The organism is Methylobacterium sp. J-118, assembly GCF_057836565.1.
Genome location: NZ_JBYQFA010000001.1, coordinates 974,992 through 998,028, shown reverse-complemented (window position 1 = coordinate 998,028; position 23,037 = coordinate 974,992). Strand labels below are relative to the sequence as shown.

Here is a 23,037-nt window from a genome sequence, read left to right as displayed (position 1 = left end):
ACGCGTGAGCCGCCTTCTCACCGGCGGACGACGATGGTCATACGTCGCGTCCGGGGCGAGCAACGGCTGAACTCAGCGCCCCTCCATCCCCCCTACAGGTCCAGCACATCCACCGCCGTCCCGAGCCGCGCGCGCGCAAGATCCGCGACGTGGCGGTGATGCGTGAACAGGATCGGCTGGACCCTGGCGCCGATCTCCGCCAGCGCGTCCAGGCCGTGGCCGGTGCGGGTCTCGTCGAACGTCGAGAAGAGATCGTCGCCGATGAACGGCGCCGGCTCGGCGCGGCCCGCGTAATCCTCGAGATAGGCGAGGCGCAGCGCGAGGTAGAGCTGGTCGCGCGTACCCTCGCTCATGCCCTCGATCCCCACCAGGCCGCCGGCGGCGCGCTGTCCGGCGAGCTTCGGTGTGTCGGCCTCGTCGAAGGTCTGCGCGAGCCCCGAGAAGGCGCCGCCGGTGAGCGCCCGGAACAGCGCCCCGGCGCGCGCCACCAGGGGATCCTGCTGCCCGGCCCGGTGCCGGGCCACCGCCTGGCTGAGCATTAGCCCGGCGAGCCGCAGCACGGCCCAGGATCGGGCCGCCGCCTGGAGGTCCGCCTCCGCGGCCTTGCGCTCGGCGAGCGCCAGCTCGGCCCCGGTCCCGCCCTCCAGCTCCGCCCGGCGCCGCTCGGCCCGGTCCCGGTCGGCGAAGATCACTTGGCCGCGTTCGGACAGCGCCTCGGCTTCGAGGGCGAGCCGCGCCAGTTCGGCTTCGAGCACCTCCGGCGACATTGCCGCGAGCCCGGCCCGCAGATCGGCCTCGGGCAGCCCGTCGGCGGCACCCGCGAGGCCGCCGCGCAGCCGCAGGATCTCGGCGCGCAGCGTCTCGCGGACCCGCAGCCGGCCGTACAGAGCCTCGATCTCCGGCATTGGCGCCTCGGCCCGCTCGGGCAACACCACCGCGACCAGGCGGGTCAGCGCCGTGCGGGCCGCCGCCTCCCGGTCCGCGGCGGCCCGGCACGCCACCACGGCCTCCTCGACCCGCCGGTCGAGCTCGTCGCGCCGGGCCTCCCGGGCCTGCGCCGAGACGAGGCGGGCCTGCAGGGTACGGATCGCCGCCGCCGGAGCCGAGCCTGAGAGATCGGGGGCCAGCGCCGCGACCAGGGCGGCCGCACCCGCCCGGAACGCCTCCATGTCGCGCCGGATGCCGGTGGCCCGGCGGTCCAGGGCGGCGCGTTCGAGGAGGCGGTCAGGTACCGCCCGCCACGCCTCCAGGGCACTCTCGGCTTCCTCGGGCCGGGCTGACGGGTCGAGGCCGAGGAGTCCGAGCGCCGCATTCCACGCGGTCTGCCAGGCGGCCCGGCGCTCCTCGGCCGCCCTGTGCGCCGTCTCCAGCCGTTCCGCCGCGGCCCGCGCCGCGCGCAGCAAGCCGCCGGTCTGGAGGCTCGCCTCCCAGCGGCTCGCCAGGGTCGCGATCCGCGCCTCGATCCGGTCGAGGCTCGCGGCCAGGTCGAGATCGGGCTCCGGCTCCAGCCCGGCGCGGGCACGGAGATCGGCGATCGGTGCCCGGGCGGCCTCGATCCCCGCCCAGATCCGCTCCCGCCCGATCCGCTGATCGGCGAGCCGCTGCTCGGCCTCGATCAGGCTCTCGACCTCGGCAAGCCACGCCGCCATCGCGACGGGGGATCCCGGCTCGATCCCGGCGGGCCGCCACGCCTCCCGCCAGGCCGCCTCGCCCTCGGCGATCTCGGCGGCGATCTCCGCGAGGTCGGCCTCCGCCGCCGCGAGTGCCGCCTCCTCGGCACCGAGGCGGTCGAGATCGGCCGCCTGGGCCGCCACCCGGGCGGCGTCGCCGGCGCGCTCGTCGGCGAGGCGGTCGGCGTCGAGGAGGCTGCGTTCGTAGGCGGCGATCAGGGCGGTCGCGACGGGCTGCCCCGCCGCCAGGGCGTCCCGGAGCGGCGCGAATGCGGCGTCGCGCGTCGCCCGGACGGCCTCGATCCGCTCCCACGTGGCGATCGGCCGACCGGCCTCGCGCTCGCGCAGCCGGTCGCGGGTGACGGCGGCCTGGCGGCGCGCGGCGTCGCGATGGTCGGCCGCCCGCTCCCGTTCGCGGATCTTGCCGTCGAGGAGGGCCCGATAATCCGCCACCCTCTCGGCGGAGGGCAGGGGCATCCCAACGAGGGCGCCGATATCGGGGACCGGGGGCGAGAGCCGGCCCGCCTGATTGCGCAGGAGCACCGTTTCCCGCCGGATCGTGGTGTCGAGGGTCTCGTGGGCGGCGATCCGTTCGTGCAGGCGGGCGAGGGGTTTCAGCGCCTCGCGCAACGGGGTCGGATCGCGCATGGCGCCGGCCGCCTCGACCTCCCCCTCCAGCCGATCACGCTCGGCCAGCGCCGCGGCTCGGTCGCGGGCAAGCTGGTCCTCGGCGGCCGCCAGGGTCCGGTGGTCGCGGATCAGCTGCTCGATCCGGGTCCGCGCGGCGTCGGTCGGCTGGCGCGCCTCCAGCGCCGCGAGGTCGGCGACGCCGATCCGGGCGCGCAGCCGGTCCAGCTCCAGTCCGACCTTGTGGGAATCACCCTCGATCCGCGGCAGGTCGGTGCCGCCCTTCTCGAATTCCCTGGTGCCGCTGAAGGCCGCCAGGATCGCGTCCGCCCGGAGCGTCAGGTCCGGCTCCACGGATACCGCCTCGGCCTCGGCCCCGGCCCGGGCGAGGGCGGATCCGGCCCGCTCGGCCTCGGTCTCGGCGACGCGGCAATCGTCGAGGGCGGCGCCGAGGCGGTCGATCCAGGCGGGATCCGCGTCGATGAGGCCGTCCTCGGCGGCGATGCGCTGGGCCAGGGCATCGATCTCGAACAGGATCGGCCGGACCCGCTTGAGCCGCTCCAGCCGGGCGCGCTCGACTGCCATGGCCTTCTGTTCCGAGCGAAGGGCGTTGAGCTGGCCGGCCGCCGCCGCGATCTCATCGTTCAGGGCGCGCCAGTCGCCGGAGCGCAGGCCCTTCTCGCGGATCGTCCGGCGGGCGGTCTCGTGGCGCTCCAGCGCCTGGTAGAAGGCCCGGTGCTTGGCCTGGCGCGGGGCGAAGATCGCGTCCGCCTCGTCGTCGAGGGCCGCGTGCAGCTCCGTCAGGCCGCGCAGGCCCGAACCCGCCGCGAACAGGCTCGCGCCGACTTCACCCTCGACATCGACCATCTCGCGCCCCCCCGCCCGGAGGCTGGACGCGTCGAGGCCGAAGGCGCGGCAGAACACGGCCCGCGAGATGCCGCCGAGGAACGGGGCCAGGGCGTCGTCGGGGAGCGCCGTCTCGGCGGCGTCGATGAGGGTCCGGCTGTTGCCCTTCCGGCGACGGAAGGTCAGGCGGCGCCCGTCGGCGGCGGCGATCTCCGCGCCGAGGCGCAGCTGCGGCATGTCGTGCTGGAAGGCGTAGCGGGTGGATTTCTCGAAGCCGAACAGCAGGTCGGTGACGGCCGCCAGCGCGGTACTCTTGCCGGCCTCGTTCGCGCCCAGCACCACGTGCAGCCGCGCGTCCGGCCGGAAGGCGATCACGCGGTCCGTGAAGGCGCCGTAGCGCTCCAGGGCGAGGTGGATCAGGCGCATCGGGGGTCCTGGGGCATCATCCCGTGTGAGCGGATCGGTGTGGCCGCCGGGCGCATAGGCCCGGCGATCGCCTCAGCAGTGACGGCCGGTGAGGCGCCCGAGGATCAGCGCCTCGGCCTCGGCGCAGAGGGCGTCGAACTCCGCCTCCAGATCCGCCTCGGCGGCCACCGTGGACGGCAGGCGGCCGCCGATCTCCGCGAGCGCGGCCTTGGCCCGGGACCGGAACTCGGGGTCGCGGTCGAGATCGGCCAGCAGGGCGGCCGGATCGATCGCGGCACCGGATGGCTCGGCCGGCGCCCGGGGCCGGCGCGTCTCGATCTTGAGGCGCTCCAGCCAGAGATCCTCGTGCAGCCGGTGGGCCGCGGCCTGGATCTCGGCGGTCACGGAGTCCCGGTCGGCGGCCAGCGCGTCATGGGCCTTCGTGGTGCCGGAGAGGTGGATCCGCACCAGCACGAGGCGCGTCGCGGCCAGGTCCGCGAGCGGCCGCAGGGCCGCCTCCACCGCCTCGATCGCGGCCCGGGGATCGGATGATCCGGCGAGGTCCACCGTCACCTGCTCGAACCGGGCGCGGTCGAGGGCGAGGCGGGTGAGCCCGGTCACCCGGCCGTCGGCGACCTCGACCAGAACGGCGCCCTTCGCGCCGCACTCGCGGATGCTCCGGCCCTGGAGGTTGCCGGGGAACACGATCCAGGGATCCCGGGATAGCTCGGCGTATTCGTGGATGTGGCCGAGCGCCCAGTACTCGTAGCCCCGGGCCGCGAGGTCGGCGATCGAGCAGGGTGCGTAGGTCTCGTGAGCCGCGTGGCCGGTGCAGGAGGTGTGGAGGATCCCGAGGTTGAACCAGCCCGGCACGGCGGCCGGGTAGGTCAGCGACAGGTTCTCCTCGACGGCCCGGCTCTGGAAGCTCCGGCCGTGGAGCGCCACGCGCAGCGCCTCGATGCGGTGGGTGCCGGCGCGGTTGGCCGGGAAGACGTGGACCGAGGGCGGCAGGGTGATCGCGCGGGTGATCACGCTCTCGGCATCGTGGTTGCCGCGGACCAGGATCGTCGGGATGCCGGCGCGGTCGAGGCGCGCCACCTGCCGGGCGAAGAACAGGCCGATCGTGTTGTCGGCCCAGTCGCCGTCGTAGACATCGCCGGCCACGACCAGGAACGCCACCGACCGGTCGATCGCCTGGGTGACCAGATCCTCGAAGGCCTGCCGCCCGGCCGCGGCGAGGCGGCGGCCGAGGTCCGCGTCGCGGGTCGCGAGACCCGATAGCGGGCTGCCGAGATGCAGGTCCGCCGCGTGGATGAAGCTGAAGCCCGACATCGGCCTCCGGGGGCACCGGTGAAGCTTGGGATCGCGCGGGGGCCCGCACCCACCGCCGAGGCGGTCTTAAGCCGTCGGGGTCGCCGGCCTCAAGCGCCGTTCGCGGCCCTTCCCGCGTTACGAACGCTTCGCCTGCGACCCGAGCGGCGTCGCCCCCTCTCGAACGACCGGGCCCCGGGCGCGTTACAGCGCAGCGGTGGCGGGAGAGCCGCCGGGTGAGATACGGTCCGGCTCGATGAACTTCGCTGCAGATCCGGCCCACCCCGGCCACGCGCCGATCTCCGAAACCCCGTTCCCCCAGGCGGATGGGGTCCGGTCGCCCTTCAAGATCGTGAGCTGGAACCTCCTGCGCCGCACCGGCGCGGCCGCGGACGACGTGGCCGCCCTCGTCGCCCAGGAGAAGCCCGATCTGCTGCTGATGCAGGAAGCGACCCGGGCGATCGGGTTCCTGCTGGACCGGATCGGCGGCTACTACGCCTGGGCCCCCCTGCCGGGTCGGATCCACGGGCTGGCCATGTGGAGCCCGACCCCGTGGCCGGTCCCGCCCCGGGTGATCGCGCTGCCCTCCGGCGCCCTGGTGCACCGGGTCTGCCAGATCCTGGATCTCGGGGAATTCGGGATCGCCAACGTCCACCTGTCCCACGGGCAGATGCTGAACCGGCGCCAGCTCCGGCGGATCGTCGCCGAGCTGCCCCCGCGCGCCGCGGTGCTGGGCGATTACAACATCGTCGGGCCGGCGCTCATCCCGGGGTTCCGCGACGTCGGTCCGCGCCGGCCGACCCACGCCATGGTCGAGGTGCTGCCCCTGCGCCTCGACCGATGCCTCGCGCGCGGCCTCGTCTGCCACGACCACGCGGTGTTGCCCCGGGGGCCCTCCGATCACCGGCCGATCGTCGTCCATCTCGGTCCGGCCCCCGAGGCGCACGCCCCCGGTCGCCTCAGAGGTATGGCAGCAGCAGTCGCACGCCTGCGTCGCGCAGACGGACCGGCAAGGCCCGCCCGGCGAGATCCTCCCGGCTGAGCCGTCCCCGCATCTTGCCGCGCATCAGCTGGTCGAGTTCGGCGGCGAGATCGGCGTCGATGATCTCGACGTTCAGCTCGAAATTGAGCCGGAAGCTGCGCATGTCCCAATTGGCGCTGCCGACGAAACACCAGATGTCGTCCACCACCATCGTCTTCGAATGATCGAAGGGCGGCTCGTCGAGCCAGACCCGGACGCCGGCCCGCAGCAGCGGCTCGAGATGGGCCCGGCTCGCCCAGTCGATGAACCGGTGGTCGCTGACCCGCGGGATGATGACGTCGACGGTGATGCCCCGGATCGCGGCCTGGGCGAGGGCGCCGGTCACGAGTTCGTCCGGCAGGAAATAGGGCGTGGCGAACCGGACGGTCTTGCGCGCGCAGGCGAGCGCCTGAAGGATGACCTGCTCGATCTTCTCGACATCGGCATCCGGCCCGGAGGTCACCGCCCGGGCGACGCTCGCGCCAGTCGGCTCGAGGGCGGTGAACCAGGGCTCGGCGTCGAGGTTCTCGCCGTCGACGAAGGCCCAGTCGGCCGCGAAGGCTGCGGCGAGCTGCTCCACCACCGGTCCGTCCAGCTGGAAATGGGTGTCGCGGATCGGGTGCTCCGGCCCCAGGGCGACGCGGTTCGGGTGCGCGATGTTGAGGCCGCCAGTGAAGGCCGTGCGCCCGTCGAGGATCAGGAGCTTCTTGTGCGAGCGCAGGTTCAGGAAGGGCATCCGCCAGGGCAGGGCGGAGTGCATGAACAAGGCCACCGGCACCCCGGCGGCGGTGAGGCGCCGGTAGACGGGCGCCTGGAAATAGCCGCCCCCGATCCCGTCGATGATGACGCGGACCTTCACGCCGCGATCCTTGGCCGCCACGAGCGCGTCGCAGAACTCGCGGCCGGTGGGATCGTCGCGGAAGATGTAGCTCGACAGGCCGATGCTGGCCCGCGCCTCCCGGATGGCCGCCAGCATCACCGGGTAGGCCGCATCGCCGTTGCGGAACATCCGCATGGAATTGCCCGCGAAGGCCGGGAGGCCGGTGATCCGCCGGATCGCCCGGTCGAGGGGCCAGAGCGCCTCGGGCACCACGGCGTCGTCGGCATCGGGCAGGTGCGTGGCGTCCGAGGGCTTGGTCCGGAATCGCCGGGCCCGGCGCGAGACGCGATTGATGCCGAAGGTCAGGTAGAGGGCGGTGCCGAAGATCGGCGACAGCCAGGCGAGACCGATCCAGCCCACCGCCACGCTCACCCGCCGCTTGCGCAACAGGGCGTGCAGGGTGATGCCGATCGCCAGGGTGAAGCCGATGACCGCCTCGACGTCCGACCGCAGCAGGGCGGTCGACTCAAGCCATCGCGTGAGCGCGTTTTCCAAAGTCTCGGCATCCGGTTCGCTGGTGACGGCGCCGGATATACCCGAAGCGGACGCGGTGGCGCGGATTAATGCACGGGTCCGACCGGAGCCGCGACCGGGCGCTCGCAGCGATACGGGCCGCTGCCGTCGAGCGCCGCGTACAGGATGCGGCCGCCGGACTGGATGCAGCGCGCCTTGGCCTCCGCATAGGGCCGGTGGAAGCTCCAGATGGTGATCATCGGTCCGACCATGGCGATGCAGATGCCCCCGAACACCACGGCGGCGGCCCAGGTCGCGCCATTGCGCTCCGGGCGCGGCGGCCGGGGCGGCGGCATCGTGCCGTAGAAGGCCAGCGTCAGACCGAACAGGTCGATGGTGCTCATCAGCCGTTCCGCGTTGGGGCGCCGGGCCCGGGGAGCTCGGGCGCATCCGCGATTCTAGGGCAGGGCGGCGCCGGAGCCTACGCGCGCCGCGCAGACCGGCCTGCGTCGTATCGCGCCAAGCGGTCGCTCGGGATGCGCAGCGTCACGGCTCCCAGCGGGGCGGACGTTTGCCCAGGAAGGCGTCGATGCCCTCCCGGGCGTCGGCCATCATCATGTTCCGGGTCATGACCTCGGCCGCGTAGCCGTAGGCCTCCTCCAGGCCCATCTCGACCTGCCGGCCGAAGGCCTCCTTGCCGATCGCCAGGACCCGCCGGGCTTTTCCGGCGATCTTCTCGGCGAGGGTGCCGACCGCCGCGTCGAGATCCGCATCCGGCACGACGCGGTTGACCAGGCCAATCCGCAGCGCCTCCCGGGCGTCGATCGGCTCGCCGACCAGCAGCATCTCCAGCGCGGCCTTGCGCGAGACGGCACGCGACAGGGCGACCATCGGGGTTGAACAGAACAGGCCGATCTGCACCCCCGGCGTGGCGAAGCGCGCCTCCTCGGCGCAGATCGCGAGGTCGCAGGTGGCGACGAGCTGGCAGCCGGCCGCCGTGGCGATCCCGTGGACCTGGGCGATCACCGGCTGCGGCAGGCGCACCAGGCTCAGCATCAACCGGGCGCAGGTGCGAAACACCGCCTCCGTCGCTGCCCGGGACGGGTCGGCACGCATCTCCTTGAGGTCGTGCCCGGCGCAGAAAGCCGGTCCGGCCCCCCGCAGCACCACGACCCGCACCGCCGGATCCGCGCCGATCGCGTCGAGCTCGCCCTGAAGGGCGCCCATCAGGGCCATCGACAGGGCATTGCGAGCCTGCGGGCGGTTCAGCGTCAGGGTCGCAACGCCGCCGGAATCGCTGCGCAGCAGGACCGGGGCCTGCGGATCGTCCGGAACGGGCGCGGCCGGCGCGACGGAAGCGGTCATGGGGCGTCTCCCGCTGCCGGCTCGCCCAGTACGCGGGGCCGGTCTCCTGGCGGGAGGGTATCACGGAGGCCGAGCGCCCGCGATGCCCACCCTCGACCCGCCACAGCGCCGTTCTCGGTCGCGGCGCCGCTGCGGGTGCTCACAGCGTCCGCGCCGAACCGGCGTCCCGGGCGGGGGCGCCCGCCGCGTTCACGAACGCTTAAGGTCTCATGCACGCACGATCGGTCGGCAGACCGGGCCCTGCCCGGGGCTGCCCGCATGCGGGAAGAGCGTCCATGATGGTATTGCCGTTCATCGGTCTCGCAGGGAGCGCGGCAGCGGCCCTCGCGGGACGGCGCGGCATCGCCATCGGACTTTGGCTCGTTTCGCTGATCGGCACGCTCGCGCTGTTGTCCGCGCATGCCACGTCCGCGCTCAACCTGAACTTTTGAGCGAGCCACGCACCATGGCGCTGCCGCACGCTCGCACCCTCAACGCCCTCGGGCTGCTCGGCTGCAACGCGATTCTTCTGGTGGCGTTCGGCTACCAGTTCCTCCTCGGCGAATTGCCGTGCCCGCTCTGTCTCCTGCAGCGGGCCGCCTTCGCGGCTTCGGGTGTCGGCTTCGCGCTCAACATCCGGTTCGGCTCGCAGCCGTCCCATTACGGCGTCACGATCCTGAGCGCGGTCGCGGGCGCCGTCGTCGCGGGTCGGCAGGTCGCCCTGCACGTGGTTCCCGGGACCGGTGGCTACGGCTCCACGCTGATGGGCGTCCACTTCTACACCCTCGCGCTCATCGCCTTCGTGGCGCTCATCGGAGCGGTGGGCGTGCTCCTCCTGGTGGGGGAAGCGCTCCGGCCCGAAACCCGGGGCCAGCACGACGGAGGGCTGTTCGGAAAGGCCTGCCTGCTGCTGTTCCTCGGCATCGTCCTCGCCAACGCCGTCTCGACGGCGGCGGAATGCGGCGGCGGCCTGTGCCCGGACGATCCGACGCATTACGAGGCGCTCGACGCTTGGCTGAAGGATGAGCGCCGCCTCCCGTAACCCGCACCGGTTCCGCGACGGTCGCCGCTCAGGCCTGCTCGGCGAGGGCGAGATCGAGGCTGGCGAAATCCGCGCCGGGGCCGTTCCACCACAGAGCCGGATACGCCGCCAGCCGGCCCATCACGGTGGCATAGGCGTCAGCCAGCGCGGTATCGACGATGACCAGGGTCGCGCCCGACAGGGCGAGGCTGTCGGCGAGGGCCTGACCGCTGCGGGTGCCGTCCAGGCAGGTCACGCGTACCCCGACCCTGGCGAGGCCGAGGCGGATCGCCTCCGCCTGCCCGAGATCCTGCACCAGCAGCGCGACGCCGGTGCCGGCCCCGAGGCCTTCACCGCAGGCCCAGCGGGCCACGCCGTGCGGACAGGGCGCCGGAGTGGAGACGGCCTGACCGGTCCACCGGTCCACGCCGATGGGCGGGGCCCGGAATCGCCTGTCGGCGTCGCGGGACGCGGGGGCCGGAATGGATGCGGCCGTGGATGTGACGCCGTACATGCGATGCAGACCGCCTGGATCTGGAGAAACCGTCACCCTGGCGTGACGCGGGCGGGTTAACACTCCCTCTCACCGATACGCGTGACCAAGCGAGAAGCCGCTTTTCGCCCGCCCGGGCGCCGTGGACTGCACCTATGGCCAACGAGCCGTGAAGTCCGGCCGAAGGTTTGTCGTCAAATTCGGTCGCATTGGCCCAGGCTTCGGTCCGGCCTATTTCCCCGCCTTGAGGCGGCCCGCCAGAGGCCGCCTGGATCGAGGAATCACGCCCGTATGCGCCACATCGCCCTTCCCGCCGCCCTGATGGCTGTCGCCCTCCCGGCGCAGGCGCAGATCCGGAATGCACCGGCCCCGCGCGCCCTCGAGTTTTCCGCCTACATCTTCGCCGCGTCGAATGTCTGCGGCTACCGGATCGGCAGCGAGCAGTTCGAAGCGCTGCTGGCGAAGCAGAACGTGCGGATCGAGGACGTCCAGCCCCGCGGGCCCTTCGGCAACCGTGTCCAGACGATGTTCACGCTGATGTCGAACCAGATGGCGCAGAACCGCGATCAGGCCTGCATCGCGGTGGCGGGCGAGTACGGGCCCGACGGCACCGTGGCCAAGAACGTGCTGCTGCCGGCCTCCGAGACACCGGCGAAGCCCGCCGAGCCCGCCAAGCCGCAATAGGGACCCGCGCTCGCCCGGTTCAGCCGAGGTGCCAGTCGATCGGCCGGATCCCGTGCTCCGCGAGCCAGTGATTGGCCCGCCCGAACGGGTCGGAGCCGGGAAAATCCCGGGCGCGGTTGAGTGGCGAGGGGTGTCCGCTCTCGAATACCCCGTGGCGGGCTGAATCGATCAGCGCCGCCCGGGCGCGGGCCTGGGCGCCCCAGAGCAGGAAGACCGCGGGCTCCGGGCGTGCCGAGACCGCGGCCACCGCCTCGTCGGTGAGGGACGCCCATCCGAACCGCAGATGCGCCCCCGCCTTGCCCGCCTCCACGGTCAGCGCGCTGTTGAGTAGCAGGACACCCTGCCGGGCCCAGGGCGTGAGATCGCCACCAGCCGCCCGGTCCGAGCCCGCCTCCGCCAGGATCACCTTCAGCGAGGCGGGCAGGCGGCCCGAGCCCACGAACGAGAACGCGAGGCCGTTGGCGTCACCGGGTGTGGGGTAGGGATCCTGGCCGAGGATCACCGCGCGTACCGCGGGCAGCGGCGTCTCGGCGAGGGCGCGGAAGATCCGGTCCGGCGCCGGCAGCACCCGGGCGCCCGCGGCGAGCCGGGCGTCGACGCGCGCCGCCACCGCGTCGGCTTGCCCGCCCGCGAAGAATGGCAGCGTCAGCCATGGCGAGCCGGAGGCACGGAAGGCCGAGAGGGCGTCGGCGACGGGCGTGTCGGTCATGAGGTCTCGCAATCGGATTTCGTGTCGGGATAAGCTGCGGCCGGTTCCCGTCGCCGGTGCGGCGGTTGCGGCCCGGGGCCGCCCGTGGTTAGGGACATCGGTCGAACGAGCGCCACGGTGCGGCATCTCGCGTCCGCCCTTCGCCGCGCGGCATCGCACCCTACATGGAACGCACCCGACAGGTATGAGTCTCCGGTACGGGGCCAGGCGTCCGCGCCGGCCGCCGGTTAGTGGAAGCCAGAGGAAGGACTCGGCGCGCGGCGCCGGAACGCTGCCATGAACGAACGCGTCGAACCCGCCGCGCTGGCGAATGGCCGGCCCCTGACGACCCTGCAGCCTGCGGCGGGCGGCTTGCCGGCCGACCACCCGAAGGTGGCCTGGGGCCGCGTCGGCGTCCTGCTGATGAATCTCGGCACGCCGGAGGGCACGAGCTACTGGCCGATGCGCCGGTACCTCAAGGAATTTCTGTCGGACCGGCGGGTCATCGAGGTGCCGCGGTTGATCTGGTGGCCGCTCCTCAACCTGATCATCCTGACCAAGCGCCCCGGGCCGAAGGGCCGCGACTATGCCAGCGTCTGGAATAACGCGCGCAACGAAGGGCCGCTGAAGACCACCACCCGCGGCCAGAGCGAGCGCCTGCAAGCCGCGATGGGCGATTCGGTGGTGGTCGACTGGGCCATGCGCTACGGCAAGCCGGAGGTCGCCGATCGGCTTCAGGCGCTCCTCGACCAGGGCTGCGACCGGATCCTGCTGGTGCCGCTCTACCCGCAATACGCCGCCGCCACCTCGGCCACCGCCTGCGATCAGGCGTTCCGGGCTTTGATGGAGATGCGCTGGCAGCCGACGGTACGGGTCTCGCCGCCGTATCACGACGACCCGGTCTACATCGCCGCCATGGCCGATTCGATCCGCGAGGGGCTGGCCAAGCTCGATTTCGAGCCCGAGGTGATCCTCACCTCGTTCCACGGGGTGCCGCGGAGCTACCTGCTCAAGGGCGATCCCTACCACTGCCAGTGCCACAAGACCGGGCGGCTGATCCGCGAGGCGCTCGGGCTGTCGCCGGAGCGCATGCGGGTGACCTTCCAGTCGCGCTTCGGAAACGAGGAATGGCTCAAGCCCTATACCGATGAGACCGTGACCGCGCTGGCGAAGTCCGGCGTGAAGCGCATGGCGATCGTGGCCCCGGGCTTTACGGCGGATTGCCTGGAAACCCTGGAAGAACTCGACGGCGAGAACCGCCATTATTTCGAGGGCAACGGCGGCGAGCGCTTCGCCTACATCCCCTGCCTGAACGACACCGACCTCGGCATGAAGGTCATCGAGAACGTCGTGCGCCGGGAACTTCAGGGCTGGATCTGACGCGAAAGCGCCGGGGCGCCGCTTGCGGACGGCCGGGACCGACCTATCATCGTCCGAAGCTGGACGGTTCAGGGATCCGGCGTCGGAGGATCACATGGCGTTCTTCATCGGGATCGCGTGTCCGTGGCTGCTGATCGCGATCCTCGACCGAATCGCCGAAGGACGCCGCAGCGCCGAGCTCACCGCCCTCGGCGTCACGCCACAGCCCGCGCCGGCGCAGTCGAGCTACCTCGTCCCCGACCGGCCGTACTGACGGGCGCGACCGACCCTCAGTACGCCAGGCCAAGAGATGCAGCGCGAGGCTGCGTTTTTCCATGACCGCAGTCGATGGGTTTGGTTAGCTTGGACGGATCCGCCCATCTGGAGGACGCGATGATTCGTGCCGATCTCGGGGATAAGCTTGAGGCCTTCGTGACGCGGCTGGTCGAAACCGGCCGATACACGTCCGAGAGCGAGGTGCTGCGGGAAGGTGTCCGTCTGATCCGCGACCGGGAAGCGAGCCTCGCTACGTTGGATCAATCGATTGCGATCGGCCTCGCTGAGGCTCAAACCGGGCAGACCAAGTCGGCCGAGGAGGTCTTCGACCGGCTGGAGCGCAAGTATCGGGCGCTCAGCGGCGAGACGGAATGATCGTCCGTTTCACGGACGCGGCGGAACACGATCTGGAAGGGCTCGGCGATTACATCGCGCAGGACAATCCGAAGCGCGCCCTCAGTTTCGTGCAGGGGCTGCGCATGGCCTGCCTGGCGCTGGCTGATTTCCCCGAGCGCTTTCCGTTGGTTCCCCGCCACGAGGACCGTGGCGTTCGACGGCGTGTGCAGGGCGATTACCTGATTTTCTACAAGGTCGAGACTGATGCCGTCGTCATCCTGCACATCCTGCGTGGCACGGTCGATCATGCCACACGCCTGTTCCCATCCTGACCGGACTATCAAGCCCGACCGTCGATCGCGCTTGGATCAGGGCTTCTTCGTCTCCGGCGCCGGCTGAGCCGCCTCGGCGGGAGCGTCGGTGCGCACGATCTTCGCGTCCGCGCGGAGCTTCAGGATCAGGTCCTGCTGCGCCTTGCGGACCAGGTGCTGATCGATCTGGTCCTTGAGCTCGTCGAAGGTCGGCTGCGGCTTGGTCCGCTTCTCCTCGACCTTGATCACGTGCCAGCCGAACTGCGTCTTCACCGGGTCGGAGACCTGGCCGGGCTTCATCGCGAAGGCGGCGTTGGCGAAGTCCGGGACCATCCGCTCCTTGGTGAACCAGCCGAGATCGCCGCCCTCGGCCTTCGAGCCCGGATCCTTCGAGGTCTCGGCCGCGACCTTGGCGAAATCCTCGCCGCCCTTGATCCGCGCCGCAATGGCCTTCGCCTCGGCCTCGTTGTCCACGAGGATGTGGCGGGCATGCACCTCCTCCTCGGGTTTCATCAGCTTGACGGTCTGATCGTAGATCGCGTGCTCGGCTTCCGGGGTGACCGCGCGCTTGGCCTCCTGCTCCAGGTAGTCGTCCAGCAGGAGCTTGTCGCGGAAATAGGCGAGCTTGCGCTTGAACTCCGGGGTGTCGCCGATCTTGGCCGTCTCGGCGGCCTGGGCGCCGACCCGCAGGTCGACCATGTAGTCGACCAGCAGGTTCTTCTTCTGCGCCTCGTCGACGCCCGGCAGCGATAGGGCCGGGTCGTCGGCCGCGATGGCGAGGTCGCCCTGCGTGATCGGCTTTCCGTTGACGCTCGCCACCACGGAGTCGGGCCCGGCCGACGTGTTCGCGGCGGGCGTCGTCATCGGGGCCGGAGCCTTCTGGGGCGCCTGGGCCAGGGCGAGGCCCGGCATCGCGATCATGACGGCCAGCGCGCTGACGCGCCGGAGGAGGGCGGTGTGAAGCATGGGGCAGAATCCTCGGCTGACGTCTCGTGGCCGCTCCGGATCGCGCCGGGCGGCAGGCCGCGGCAGAGGTGGCCCGCGTCGCCCGAGAAGGCAAGCGCTGCCGTGCCCACCATCCCGCAACCGTGACCGCGCCGACGCGCGTCGGGCCCGCCTCTTTCAGGTGCGCCGGGCGATGTTTACCTCTATAAGCCCGGCCAACTCCGCCCAGGCCGGCCCGCCACGCTCACCCGTGGGCGGGCTCGCGCGTCCGCAGGTCCATGATGCTCGGCTCCATCGCCAAGAAGATTTTCGGCTCCTCCAACGACCGCCGCGTCAAGGGCTACCGTCCGCGCGTCGCGCAGATCAATGCGCTGGAGGCGGAGATCCAGACCCTGTCGGACGAGGCGCTGCGCGCCCGCACCGACATGCTGAAGGCGGAACTCGCGGGCGGCAAGAGCCTCGACGACATCCTCGTGCCGGCCTTCGCCACGGTGCGCGAGGCGGCCAAGCGCGTCTTCGGCCAGCGCCACTTCGACGTGCAGCTCATCGGCGGCATGGTGCTGCACGAGGGCGGCATCGCCGAGATGAAGACCGGCGAGGGCAAGACCCTGGTGGCGACGCTGCCGGTCTATCTCAACGCCCTGGAGGGCAGGGGCGTCCACGTCGTCACCGTGAACGATTATCTCGCCGCCCGCGACGCCGAGTGGATGGGCCAGCTCTACCGGTTCCTCGGCCTCACCGTCGGGACGATCGTGCACGGGCTCGACGACGCGCAGCGCAAGGACGCCTATGCCTGCGACATCACCTACGGCACCAACAATGAGTATGGGTTCGACTACCTGCGCGACAACATGAAGTACGAGATGTCCCAGCTGGCGCAGCGGGGGCACAACTACGCCATCGTGGACGAGGTCGACTCGATCCTGATCGACGAGGCGCGCACGCCGCTGATCATCTCCGGGCCGGTGGATGACCGCTCCGAACTGTATGTCGCCGTCGATGCGATCCTGCCCCGGCTCGTGCGCGAGCACTACGACCTGGACGAGAAGCAGCGCACGGTCTCGCTCACGGAAGCCGGCAATGAGTTCGTGGAGGAGACGCTGCGCGAGGTCGGCCTGCTCAAGGACGGGGACCTCTACGACGCGCACAACGTCAGCCTGGTCCACCACGTGAACCAGGCCCTGCGCGCCCACACGCTGTTCACCCGGGACAAGGACTACATCGTCAAGAACGACGAGGTGGTGATCATTGACGAGTTCACCGGCCGTATGATGCAGGGCCGGCGCTACTCGGAGGGGCTGCACCAGGCTCTGGAGGCCAAGGAGCGGGTCACGATCCAGCCCGAGAACCAGACGCTCGCCTCAATCACCTTCCAGAACTATTTTCGACTGTACAAGAAGCTGGCGGGTATGACCGGCACGGCCTCGACGGAAGCCGACGAGTTCGCCGAGATCTACAAGCTCGACGTCGTCGATATCCCGACCAACAAGGAGGTCGAGCGCGTCGACGAGGACGACGAGGTCTATCGCACGGTCGGCGAGAAGTACGAGGGCATCATCGCGGAGATCGACCGGGCGCATAGCCGCCACCAGCCGATCCTGGTCGGCACCGGCTCGATCGAGAAGTCGGAGCATCTGGCCGAGATGCTCAAGAAGGCCGGCTACACCCTGCTCGACTACTCGGATCCGAACGCGCTGACCGACGTCTACAAGGCCGCCCGCGAGGGCCGGGTGACCAAGCGCTTCGCGGTGCTGAACGCCCGCTTCCACGAGCAGGAGGCCTACATCGTCGCCGAGGCCGGCGTGCCCGGGGCGATCACCATCGCCACCAACATGGCCGGCCGCGGCACCGACATCAAGCTCGGCGGCAACATCGAGATGCGGGTCGAGAAGGAACTCGCCACCCTGCCCGAAGGGCCGGAGCGGGATGCCCGGATCGAGGCGATCAAGTCCGAGATCGCCGAGAACCGCGCCAAGGTGCTGGCCTCGGGCGAGAAGGCGGATCCGGAAGCGGGCCGCAAGAAGGACCTGCCGGGCGGCCTCTACATCATCGGCACCGAGCGCCACGAATCCCGGCGCATCGACAACCAGCTCCGTGGCCGCTCGGGCCGCCAGGGCGATCCCGGCCGCTCGAAGTTCTACCTGTCGCTTCAGGACGACCTGATGCGGATCTTCGGCTCTGACCGCATGGACGGGATGCTGCAGAAGCTCGGCCTGGAGCAGGGCGAGGCGATCATCCATCCCTGGATCAACAAGGCCATCGAGAAGGCGCAGCAGAAGGTCGAGGCGCGCAACTTCGACATGCGCAAGAACGTGCTCAAGTACGACAATGTCATGAACGACCAGCGCAAGGTCGTGTTCGAGCAGCGCCGGGACTTCATGGGCCAGGACAGCGTCCGGGAGACCGTGGACGAGATGCGTGAGGGCGTGATCGACGACCTCGTCGCCCGGTTCATCCCCCAGAACGCCTACGCCGAGCAATGGGACGTCGCCGGTCTGCGCGAGCAGGTGAGGGAGGTTCTCAACCTCGACGCGCCGGTCGAGGACTGGGCCAAGGAGGAGGGCATCGCCGACGAGGAGATGCGCGAGCGCCTGCTCAAGGCGGCCGAGGAGGCCTACGCGGCCCGGACCGAGAAGAACGGCGCCGAGGTCACCGCCTATATCGAGAAACAGGTGCTGCTCCAGACCCTCGACCATCTCTGGCGCGAGCATCTCGTGACCCTCGATCACCTCCGGCAGGTGATCGGCTGGCGCGGCTTCGCCCAGCGCGATCCGCTCAACGAGTACAAGTCCGAGGCGTTCGACCTGTTCAACGGCCTAGTGACCGCCCTGCGCGAGCAGGTCACCGCACAGCTCTCGCGGGTCGAGATCATGATGCAGGAGCCGCAAGCCGAATTCCCGCCGGGCGGGCCGGCCCTGCCGCCGATGTTCGCCCAGCATCTCGACCCGGTCACCGGCGAGAACGAGATGGACTATGCCGGCTTCGGCTCGGGCAGCGATGGCGGTGGCGGCCCGGCCTACGGCTTCGCCGCGCAGGGTCTGGCGGTGGACGGGGCGGTGCTGGAGCGCGATCCGAACGATGCCGCCACCTGGGGCCGCGTCGGGCGCAACGAGCCGTGCCCCTGCGGCTCCGGCAAGAAGTACAAGCACTGCCACGGCAGCCTCCAGGCCTGAGGCCGCCATGGCGGCGCGGGCGGTCTTCGTCGCCGGGGCTGGCACCGAGATCGGCAAGACCTACGTCACCGCGGCCCTGACCCGGCGCCTCCGGGCGCTGGGTCGGCGGGTCCGAACCGTGAAGCCGCTCGCGAGCGGCGTCCCGCCGTTGAACGATCCGGCCTTCGCCGAGAGCGACACCGCCCGCCTGCTCGACGCGCAGGCGATCGCCCTCGACGAGGGAGCCGTGGAAGCCTGCTCGCCCTGGCGCTTCTCGGCGCCGCTCGCGCCCGACCAGGCGGCCGTCCTGGAGGGCCGGTCCCTGGACCTCGGCGATCTCGTCGGCTGGTGCCGCGCGCAGATCGGCGGAACGGACGACCTGCTGCTGATCGAGGGGGTCGGTGGCCTGATGAGCCCGGTCACCGGGTCGGCGACGGGCCTCGACTGGCTGCGGGCGCTCGGGGTGCCGACGCTCCTCGTCTCCGGCAGTTATCTCGGGGCGATCAGCCACGCGCTCACCGCCTGCGAGACCCTGCGCCGGCACGGCATCCCGCTGCTCGGGGTCGTTGTCAGCGAGAGCGCGGGCGCGCCGGCGCCTGCCGGCACCGTGGCCGCGTCGATCGCCCGCCACGCCGATACGCCGGTCGTCTGCCTCGGACGCGGTGCCGCCTGCCCCGACGCCCTGGCAGACCTGATCGGCATCGGATGAGGCGGGTGATCCGACTGGATGATATGCGGCGACGGCGAATCTCGTTCGTCGCGGCGGCGGCCCTGTCCGCGCTGGACGGTGTGGCCGTGGCCGCTACCTGTCGCGTGGCATCGACCCGCCCAGATCGGGCAGGGTCCTGCGGGAGCTGGTCCGTTGAGTGAGTCCCTTGCCCCCGCCGCGGCTCCGATTCCGGACGCCGCCGAACATGCGCATGATCCTGCCCACGGCCGGTTGCGGCCGGCGCTGATCCTCGGTGCCCTGGGCGTTGTCTACGGCGATATCGGCACGAGCCCGCTCTACGCGTTCAAGGAGGCGGTGAAGGCGGCCACCGCCGGGGGGGCCTCGGTGCCGGCGGCGGCCACGGGGGCGGTGTCGCTGATCCTGTGGTCGCTGATCCTGATCGTATCGCTGAAATACGCGGTGCTGATCCTGCGGGCCGACAACCGCGGCGAGGGCGGCATCGTGGCCATGCTGGCGCTGCTCGGCGCCCGGCAGGCGCGGCCGGGGACGTGGAAGGCGCTGCTGCTGGTGGTCGGGCTCGTGGGCGCGGCGCTTCTCTATGGCGACGGGGCGATCACCCCGGCGATCTCGGTGCTGTCGGCGGTCGAGGGCCTGAAGGTCGATGCGCCCGCGCTCGGGCCGTACGTGGTGCCGATCACCCTGGTCATCCTGATCGGGCTGTTCCTGGTGCAGCACAAGGGCGTGGCCGCCATCGGCCGGGTGTTCGGGCCGGTCATGATGGTCTGGTTCGTGGTCCTGGCCCTGCTCGGCATCGGCGGCATCGTAGGCCGGCCGGAGATCCTCGCGGCCGCCAACCCGTACCAGGCGTTGGACTTCATGCTGCATGCCGGGCTGCCCGTCAGCTTCGCGATGCTGGGCGCGGCCTTCCTGGCGGTGACCGGCGGCGAGGCCATGTATGCCGATCTCGGCCATTTCGGTGCCTTGCCGATCCGTGCCGCCTGGTTCGTGCTGGTCCTGCCCGCGCTGGTGCTCAACTATTTCGGCCAGGGCGCGCTGCTGCTCGCCGATCCCGATGCCCTCGAGAACCCATTCTTCCGCCTGTGCCCGGACTGGGCCCACCTGCCGCTCATTCTCCTCGCCACGATGGCGACGATCATCGCCTCGCAGGCGATCATTTCGGGGGTGTTTTCGCTGACCCAGCAATCGGTCCAGCTCGGGTTCCTCCCGGCGATGCGCATCGTACAGACGGCGCGCGACGAGCGCGGACAGATCTACGTGCCGATGGTGAACTGGCTGCTCGCGGTGGCTACCATCGTGGCGGTGGTGATGTTCGAATCCTCCGACGCCCTGGCCGGTGCCTACGGGATCGCGGTGTCGATGCTGATGGGCATCACCACGCTGCTCGCGGCGCTGATCGCGCTGCGTTGGGGCTACAATCCGATTCTCGTCTTCGCGGTGAACGGCTTCTTCCTGGTCATCGACGCCGTGTTTCTGGCCGCCAACAGCGTGAAGATCCTGGAGGGGGGCTGGTTTCCCCTGGTGCTGGCCGGTCTCGTCGCGCTGATGATGCTGACCTGGAAGAGGGGCAACGAGCTGGTCGAGGAGGCCCGCGTGGCCCTGCGATTGCCGGAGGACGTCTTCCTGTCCGGTCTGCAGCACCGCCCGCTGCTGCGTCTGCCGGGGACGGCGGCGTTCCTGTCCGCGGCCGAGCACGGGATCCCGCTGCACCTGTCGCGATTCGTGGAGCGCAATCACGCGCTGATGGAGCGAATCCTGATCATCACGGCGCTCTACGAGGAGACGCCGACCGTCCCAACGGCGCAGCGCGCCCATGTCACGATCCTGGCGCCGGATTTCTACCGGGTGATCCTTCGCTACGGGTTCATGGAGGAGGCCTCGATCCCGGAGGGCCTCGCCTGCGCGGTGGAATCCCGGCACCTGCCGCCGCACGTCCTCGAAGACATGACCGTCTTCGTGGGGCACGAGACCATCATCCCGAAGAGCGACGACCGCGGGATGATGCCCTGGCGGGAGGGGCTGTTCGCCTTCATGCAGCGCAACGCCGAGCGCACCGGCGCCTTCTTCGGCGTGCCGACCCGGCAGGTGGTGGAGGTGGGCACCGAGATCGAGATCTGATCGGCGTGCCCGAGAAGAGGCACGCCGCCCTACAAATCTTCGACGCGATCCGGCAGGACCATCGACAGGCTTCGGAAGAGTACGGATACCGTTCCGGCCCACCGGGTCGGGCCGACCGCCGCGCCGTATCCGCCACGCGACGGGCGACGACTGCTGAGGCGCCGGAATTTCCCCGGCAGGTCCGCAAGCGACGCACGAAACCTTGAGGCGCCGTTCCCCGATTTGCGGGGAACCGTTGCCGTCCCGCCTCGTTCCGCCCCGACCTAGGCGACGCGCCCAACGGCGCGCGCCGGATCGGAGGACAGATGAACAGAGATCATATCGAGGGCGGTGTCCGCCATCTCCGGGGCCGGGCCAAGACGGTGGCCGGAGCGGTGCGCGGCCGGGCCGGGGACCAGTTCGAGGGCGCCTACGATCAGGCCGCCGGCGCGGCTCAGTATGCCTACGGCGAGGCGCGCGACGCCGTTCGCGACCTGCGCGACGGGGGTGAGCACCTCGTCGAGGAGGGCCGGACCCGGTATCGTGAAGTCAGCCAGCGCGGCCGGGACCTGGCTGACGAGGCCATCGAGCGGGGCCAGCACTATCGCGACCGGGCCGTTCATCACGGCCGCCACCTCGCGGCACGCGCGGACGAGAACCGGGCCGCGACGCTCGCCCTCGTGGCCGCGGTCGCGTTCGGTCTCGGCTGGCTGGCTCGGCCCAATCGCTGAGGCACGCGATCCCGCCGGGCGGCGGGGCGGCCGGATCGACGGCCGTCCCCCCGCCCGGAACGCATAAAGACATGTTTATGTCTTGATTGCTTCGCGCCGCTCGAGGTGATAGAGGCTGGCTCCGAACCGAAACGCGAACACGGAGCAGCCGCGTCATGGCCAAGGATTACATCGTCAAGGACATCGAGCTGGCCGAGTACGGCCGCAAGGAGATCTCGATCGCCGAGACGGAGATGCCGGGCCTGATGGCGGTCCGCGAGGAGTACGGCGCTGCGCAGCCCCTGAAGGGCGCCAAGATCGCCGGCTCGCTCCACATGACGATCCAGACCGCGGTGCTGATCGAGACCCTGAAGGCGCTCGGCGCCGACATCCGCTGGGTCTCGTGCAACATCTACTCCACCCAGGACCACGCCGCCGCCGCCGTCGCGGCCGCGGGCATCCCGGTCTTCGCCGTGAAGGGCGAGACCCTCGAGGATTACTGGGACTACACCTCGCGCCTGTTCGACTGGCATGACGGCGGCATGCCGAACATGATCCTCGACGACGGCGGCGACGCCACCATGTTCGTCCATCTCGGCCTGCGCGCCGAGAACGGAGACACCGCCTTCCTCGACAAGCCGGAGAGCGAGGAGGAGGAGATCTTCTTCGCGCTGCTCAAGAAGAAGCTCGCCGAGAAGCCGAAGGGCTGGTTCGCCGGTCTCGCCGACAGCATCAAGGGCGTCTCCGAGGAGACCACCACCGGCGTCCATCGCCTCTACGTGCTGGCCAAGGAGGGCAAGCTGCTCTTCCCGGCGATCAACGTGAACGACTCGGTGACCAAGTCGAAGTTCGACAACCTCTACGGCTGCAAGGAGTCGCTGGTCGACGGCATCCGCCGCGGCACCGACGTGATGATGGCCGGCAAGGTCGCCATGGTCGCGGGCTTCGGCGATGTCGGCAAGGGCTCGGCCGCGTCCCTGCGGAACGCCGGCTGCCGCGTGCTCGTGTCGGAGATCGACCCGATCTGCGCGCTCCAGGCCGCTATGGAGGGTTACGAGGTCGTGACCATGGAGGATGCCGCCCCGCGGGCCGACATCTTCGTCACCGCCACGGGCAACAAGGACATCATCACGATCGAGCACATGCGGGCCATGAAGGACCGCGCGATCGTGTGCAATATCGGCCACTTCGACAACGAGATTCAGGTCGCCGGCCTGAAGAACCTCCGGTGGTCGAACATCAAGCCGCAGGTGGACGAGATCACCTTCGCGGACGGCCACCGCATCATCCTCCTCTCGGAGGGGCGCCTGGTGAACCTCGGCAACGCCACGGGTCACCCGTCCTTCGTGATGTCGGCCTCGTTCACCAACCAGACGCTGGCCCAGATCGAGCTCTGGACCAACCCGGGCAGGTACCAGAAGCAGGTCTACACCCTGCCCAAGACCCTCGACGAGAAGGTCGCGGCCCTGCATCTGGAGAAGATCGGCGTCAAGCTCTCGAAGCTGCGCCCGGACCAGGCGGCCTATATCGGCGTCTCGGAGTCCGGCCCGTTCAAGTCCGAGCACTACCGCTACTGACGCACTGGACCCGCGGCGCGACCGGGTTCCGGTCCGTCCGCCGGTTCGGATTTCGAGGACGGCCTGCGAGGCCCGGCGCACTGCGTCGGGCCTTGCTCGTTGTCAAGCCGTGTATGCGGGATCGAACTGTGTCTTCTGTGTGT

At 70.7% G+C, this 23,037-nt stretch carries 21 protein-coding genes; 13 read left to right on the top strand and 8 right to left on the bottom strand.

All coding sequences use genetic code 11. The features are described from left to right. Window positions 1-92 precede the first annotated feature (92 nt). Both AC3IF3_RS04800 and AC3IF3_RS04795 read right to left on the bottom strand, forming a co-directional pair. Window positions 93-3,569 (bottom strand): AAA family ATPase, encoded by a 3,477-nt coding sequence (locus tag AC3IF3_RS04800; RefSeq protein WP_489227564.1) that lies wholly within the window; start codon window positions 3,567-3,569, stop codon window positions 93-95. 72 nt (window positions 3,570-3,641) lie between these two features. After that, window positions 3,642-4,880 carry a metallophosphoesterase family protein gene (locus AC3IF3_RS04795; protein WP_489227563.1) on the bottom strand — a complete coding sequence of 413 codons (1,239 nt, stop codon included), beginning with the start codon at window positions 4,878-4,880 and terminating at the stop codon, window positions 3,642-3,644. Between the two features lie 235 nt (window positions 4,881-5,115). Here AC3IF3_RS04795 and AC3IF3_RS04790 point away from each other — a divergent pair, with 235 nt between their 5' ends. After that, on the top strand, window positions 5,116-5,901 hold the full coding sequence (locus AC3IF3_RS04790; RefSeq protein ID WP_489227561.1) for an endonuclease/exonuclease/phosphatase family protein: 786 nt from the start codon (window positions 5,116-5,118) through the stop codon (window positions 5,899-5,901). Here AC3IF3_RS04790 and AC3IF3_RS04785 read toward each other — a convergent pair. The 3 genes from AC3IF3_RS04785 to AC3IF3_RS04775 form a co-directional block, all read right to left on the bottom strand. Next, the gene (locus AC3IF3_RS04785) at window positions 5,819-7,255 is read right to left on the bottom strand and encodes a phospholipase D-like domain-containing protein (RefSeq protein WP_489227559.1); all 1,437 of its coding nucleotides are present in this window, start codon (window positions 7,253-7,255) and stop codon (window positions 5,819-5,821) included. The two genes, AC3IF3_RS04790 and AC3IF3_RS04785, sit on opposite strands and share 83 nt — an antisense overlap. Window positions 7,256-7,320: 65 nt before the next feature. Next, window positions 7,321-7,617, bottom strand: coding sequence for a hypothetical protein (locus tag AC3IF3_RS04780; RefSeq protein ID WP_489219917.1), 297 nt, complete (start codon window positions 7,615-7,617; stop codon window positions 7,321-7,323). A gap of 142 nt (window positions 7,618-7,759) precedes the next feature. Continuing rightward, entirely contained in the window at window positions 7,760-8,578 is an 819-nt protein-coding gene (locus AC3IF3_RS04775; protein WP_489227557.1) for an enoyl-CoA hydratase, read from the bottom strand. Between the two features lie 275 nt (window positions 8,579-8,853). Here AC3IF3_RS04775 and AC3IF3_RS04770 point away from each other — a divergent pair, with 275 nt between their 5' ends. Continuing rightward, entirely contained in the window at window positions 8,854-9,009 is a 156-nt protein-coding gene (locus AC3IF3_RS04770) for a DUF5993 family protein (RefSeq protein WP_243964660.1), read from the top strand. 14 nt (window positions 9,010-9,023) lie between these two features. Continuing rightward, on the top strand, window positions 9,024-9,599 hold the full coding sequence (locus tag AC3IF3_RS04765; RefSeq protein WP_489227555.1) for a disulfide bond formation protein B: 576 nt from the start codon (window positions 9,024-9,026) through the stop codon (window positions 9,597-9,599). A gap of 28 nt (window positions 9,600-9,627) precedes the next feature. Here the strand turns inward: AC3IF3_RS04765 and AC3IF3_RS04760 are convergent, their stop codons facing one another. Continuing rightward, window positions 9,628-10,092, bottom strand: a complete 465-nt coding sequence (locus AC3IF3_RS04760) for an AMP-dependent synthetase (RefSeq protein WP_489227553.1) — start codon at window positions 10,090-10,092, stop codon at window positions 9,628-9,630. 270 nt (window positions 10,093-10,362) lie between these two features. Between AC3IF3_RS04760 and AC3IF3_RS04755 the strand changes: the two genes are divergently transcribed. Further along, complete coding sequence (locus tag AC3IF3_RS04755) at window positions 10,363-10,755, top strand: hypothetical protein (protein ID WP_489227551.1); 393 nt, start codon at window positions 10,363-10,365, stop codon at window positions 10,753-10,755. A gap of 19 nt (window positions 10,756-10,774) precedes the next feature. Here the strand turns inward: AC3IF3_RS04755 and AC3IF3_RS04750 are convergent, their stop codons facing one another. Next, complete coding sequence (locus AC3IF3_RS04750; protein WP_489227549.1) at window positions 10,775-11,464, bottom strand: uracil-DNA glycosylase; 690 nt, start codon at window positions 11,462-11,464, stop codon at window positions 10,775-10,777. 276 nt (window positions 11,465-11,740) lie between these two features. Here AC3IF3_RS04750 and hemH point away from each other — a divergent pair, with 276 nt between their 5' ends. From hemH to AC3IF3_RS04730, 4 genes are all read left to right on the top strand, one after another. Then, window positions 11,741-12,823: a ferrochelatase gene (hemH, locus tag AC3IF3_RS04745; RefSeq protein ID WP_489227548.1), complete on the top strand. Its 1,083-nt coding sequence runs from the start codon at window positions 11,741-11,743 to the stop codon at window positions 12,821-12,823. Window positions 12,824-12,917: 94 nt separating this feature from the next. After that, window positions 12,918-13,076 carry a hypothetical protein gene (locus AC3IF3_RS04740; protein ID WP_243964666.1) on the top strand — a complete coding sequence of 53 codons (159 nt, stop codon included), beginning with the start codon at window positions 12,918-12,920 and terminating at the stop codon, window positions 13,074-13,076. 119 nt (window positions 13,077-13,195) lie between these two features. Beyond that, window positions 13,196-13,453, top strand: coding sequence for a type II toxin-antitoxin system ParD family antitoxin (locus AC3IF3_RS04735; protein WP_243964667.1), 258 nt, complete (start codon window positions 13,196-13,198; stop codon window positions 13,451-13,453). Then, window positions 13,450-13,746 carry a type II toxin-antitoxin system RelE/ParE family toxin gene (locus tag AC3IF3_RS04730; RefSeq protein ID WP_489227546.1) on the top strand — a complete coding sequence of 99 codons (297 nt, stop codon included), beginning with the start codon at window positions 13,450-13,452 and terminating at the stop codon, window positions 13,744-13,746. The genes AC3IF3_RS04735 and AC3IF3_RS04730 overlap by 4 nt, the downstream gene beginning before the upstream one ends. A 36-nt stretch (window positions 13,747-13,782) precedes the next feature. Here the strand turns inward: AC3IF3_RS04730 and AC3IF3_RS04725 are convergent, their stop codons facing one another. Beyond that, window positions 13,783-14,691: a peptidylprolyl isomerase gene (locus tag AC3IF3_RS04725; protein WP_489227544.1), complete on the bottom strand. Its 909-nt coding sequence runs from the start codon at window positions 14,689-14,691 to the stop codon at window positions 13,783-13,785. 260 nt (window positions 14,692-14,951) lie between these two features. Between AC3IF3_RS04725 and secA the strand changes: the two genes are divergently transcribed. The 5 genes from secA (at window position 14,952) to ahcY (ending at window position 22,894) form a co-directional block, all read left to right on the top strand. Continuing rightward, window positions 14,952-17,843 (top strand): preprotein translocase subunit SecA, encoded by a 2,892-nt coding sequence (secA, locus tag AC3IF3_RS04720; RefSeq protein WP_489231241.1) that lies wholly within the window; start codon window positions 14,952-14,954, stop codon window positions 17,841-17,843. Window positions 17,844-17,850: 7 nt separating this feature from the next. After that, entirely contained in the window at window positions 17,851-18,531 is a 681-nt protein-coding gene (gene bioD / locus AC3IF3_RS04715) for a dethiobiotin synthase (RefSeq protein ID WP_489227542.1), read from the top strand. A gap of 153 nt (window positions 18,532-18,684) precedes the next feature. Beyond that, the gene (locus AC3IF3_RS04710; RefSeq protein ID WP_489227540.1) at window positions 18,685-20,628 is read left to right on the top strand and encodes a potassium transporter Kup; all 1,944 of its coding nucleotides are present in this window, start codon (window positions 18,685-18,687) and stop codon (window positions 20,626-20,628) included. Between the two features lie 305 nt (window positions 20,629-20,933). Then, a complete protein-coding gene (locus AC3IF3_RS04705) occupies window positions 20,934-21,338 on the top strand; it encodes a CsbD family protein (RefSeq protein ID WP_243969729.1) in 405 nt (134 codons plus the stop codon). Window positions 21,339-21,493: 155 nt separating this feature from the next. Then, on the top strand, window positions 21,494-22,894 hold the full coding sequence (ahcY, locus tag AC3IF3_RS04700) for an adenosylhomocysteinase (RefSeq protein WP_489219911.1): 1,401 nt from the start codon (window positions 21,494-21,496) through the stop codon (window positions 22,892-22,894). Window positions 22,895-23,037 lie beyond the last annotated feature (143 nt).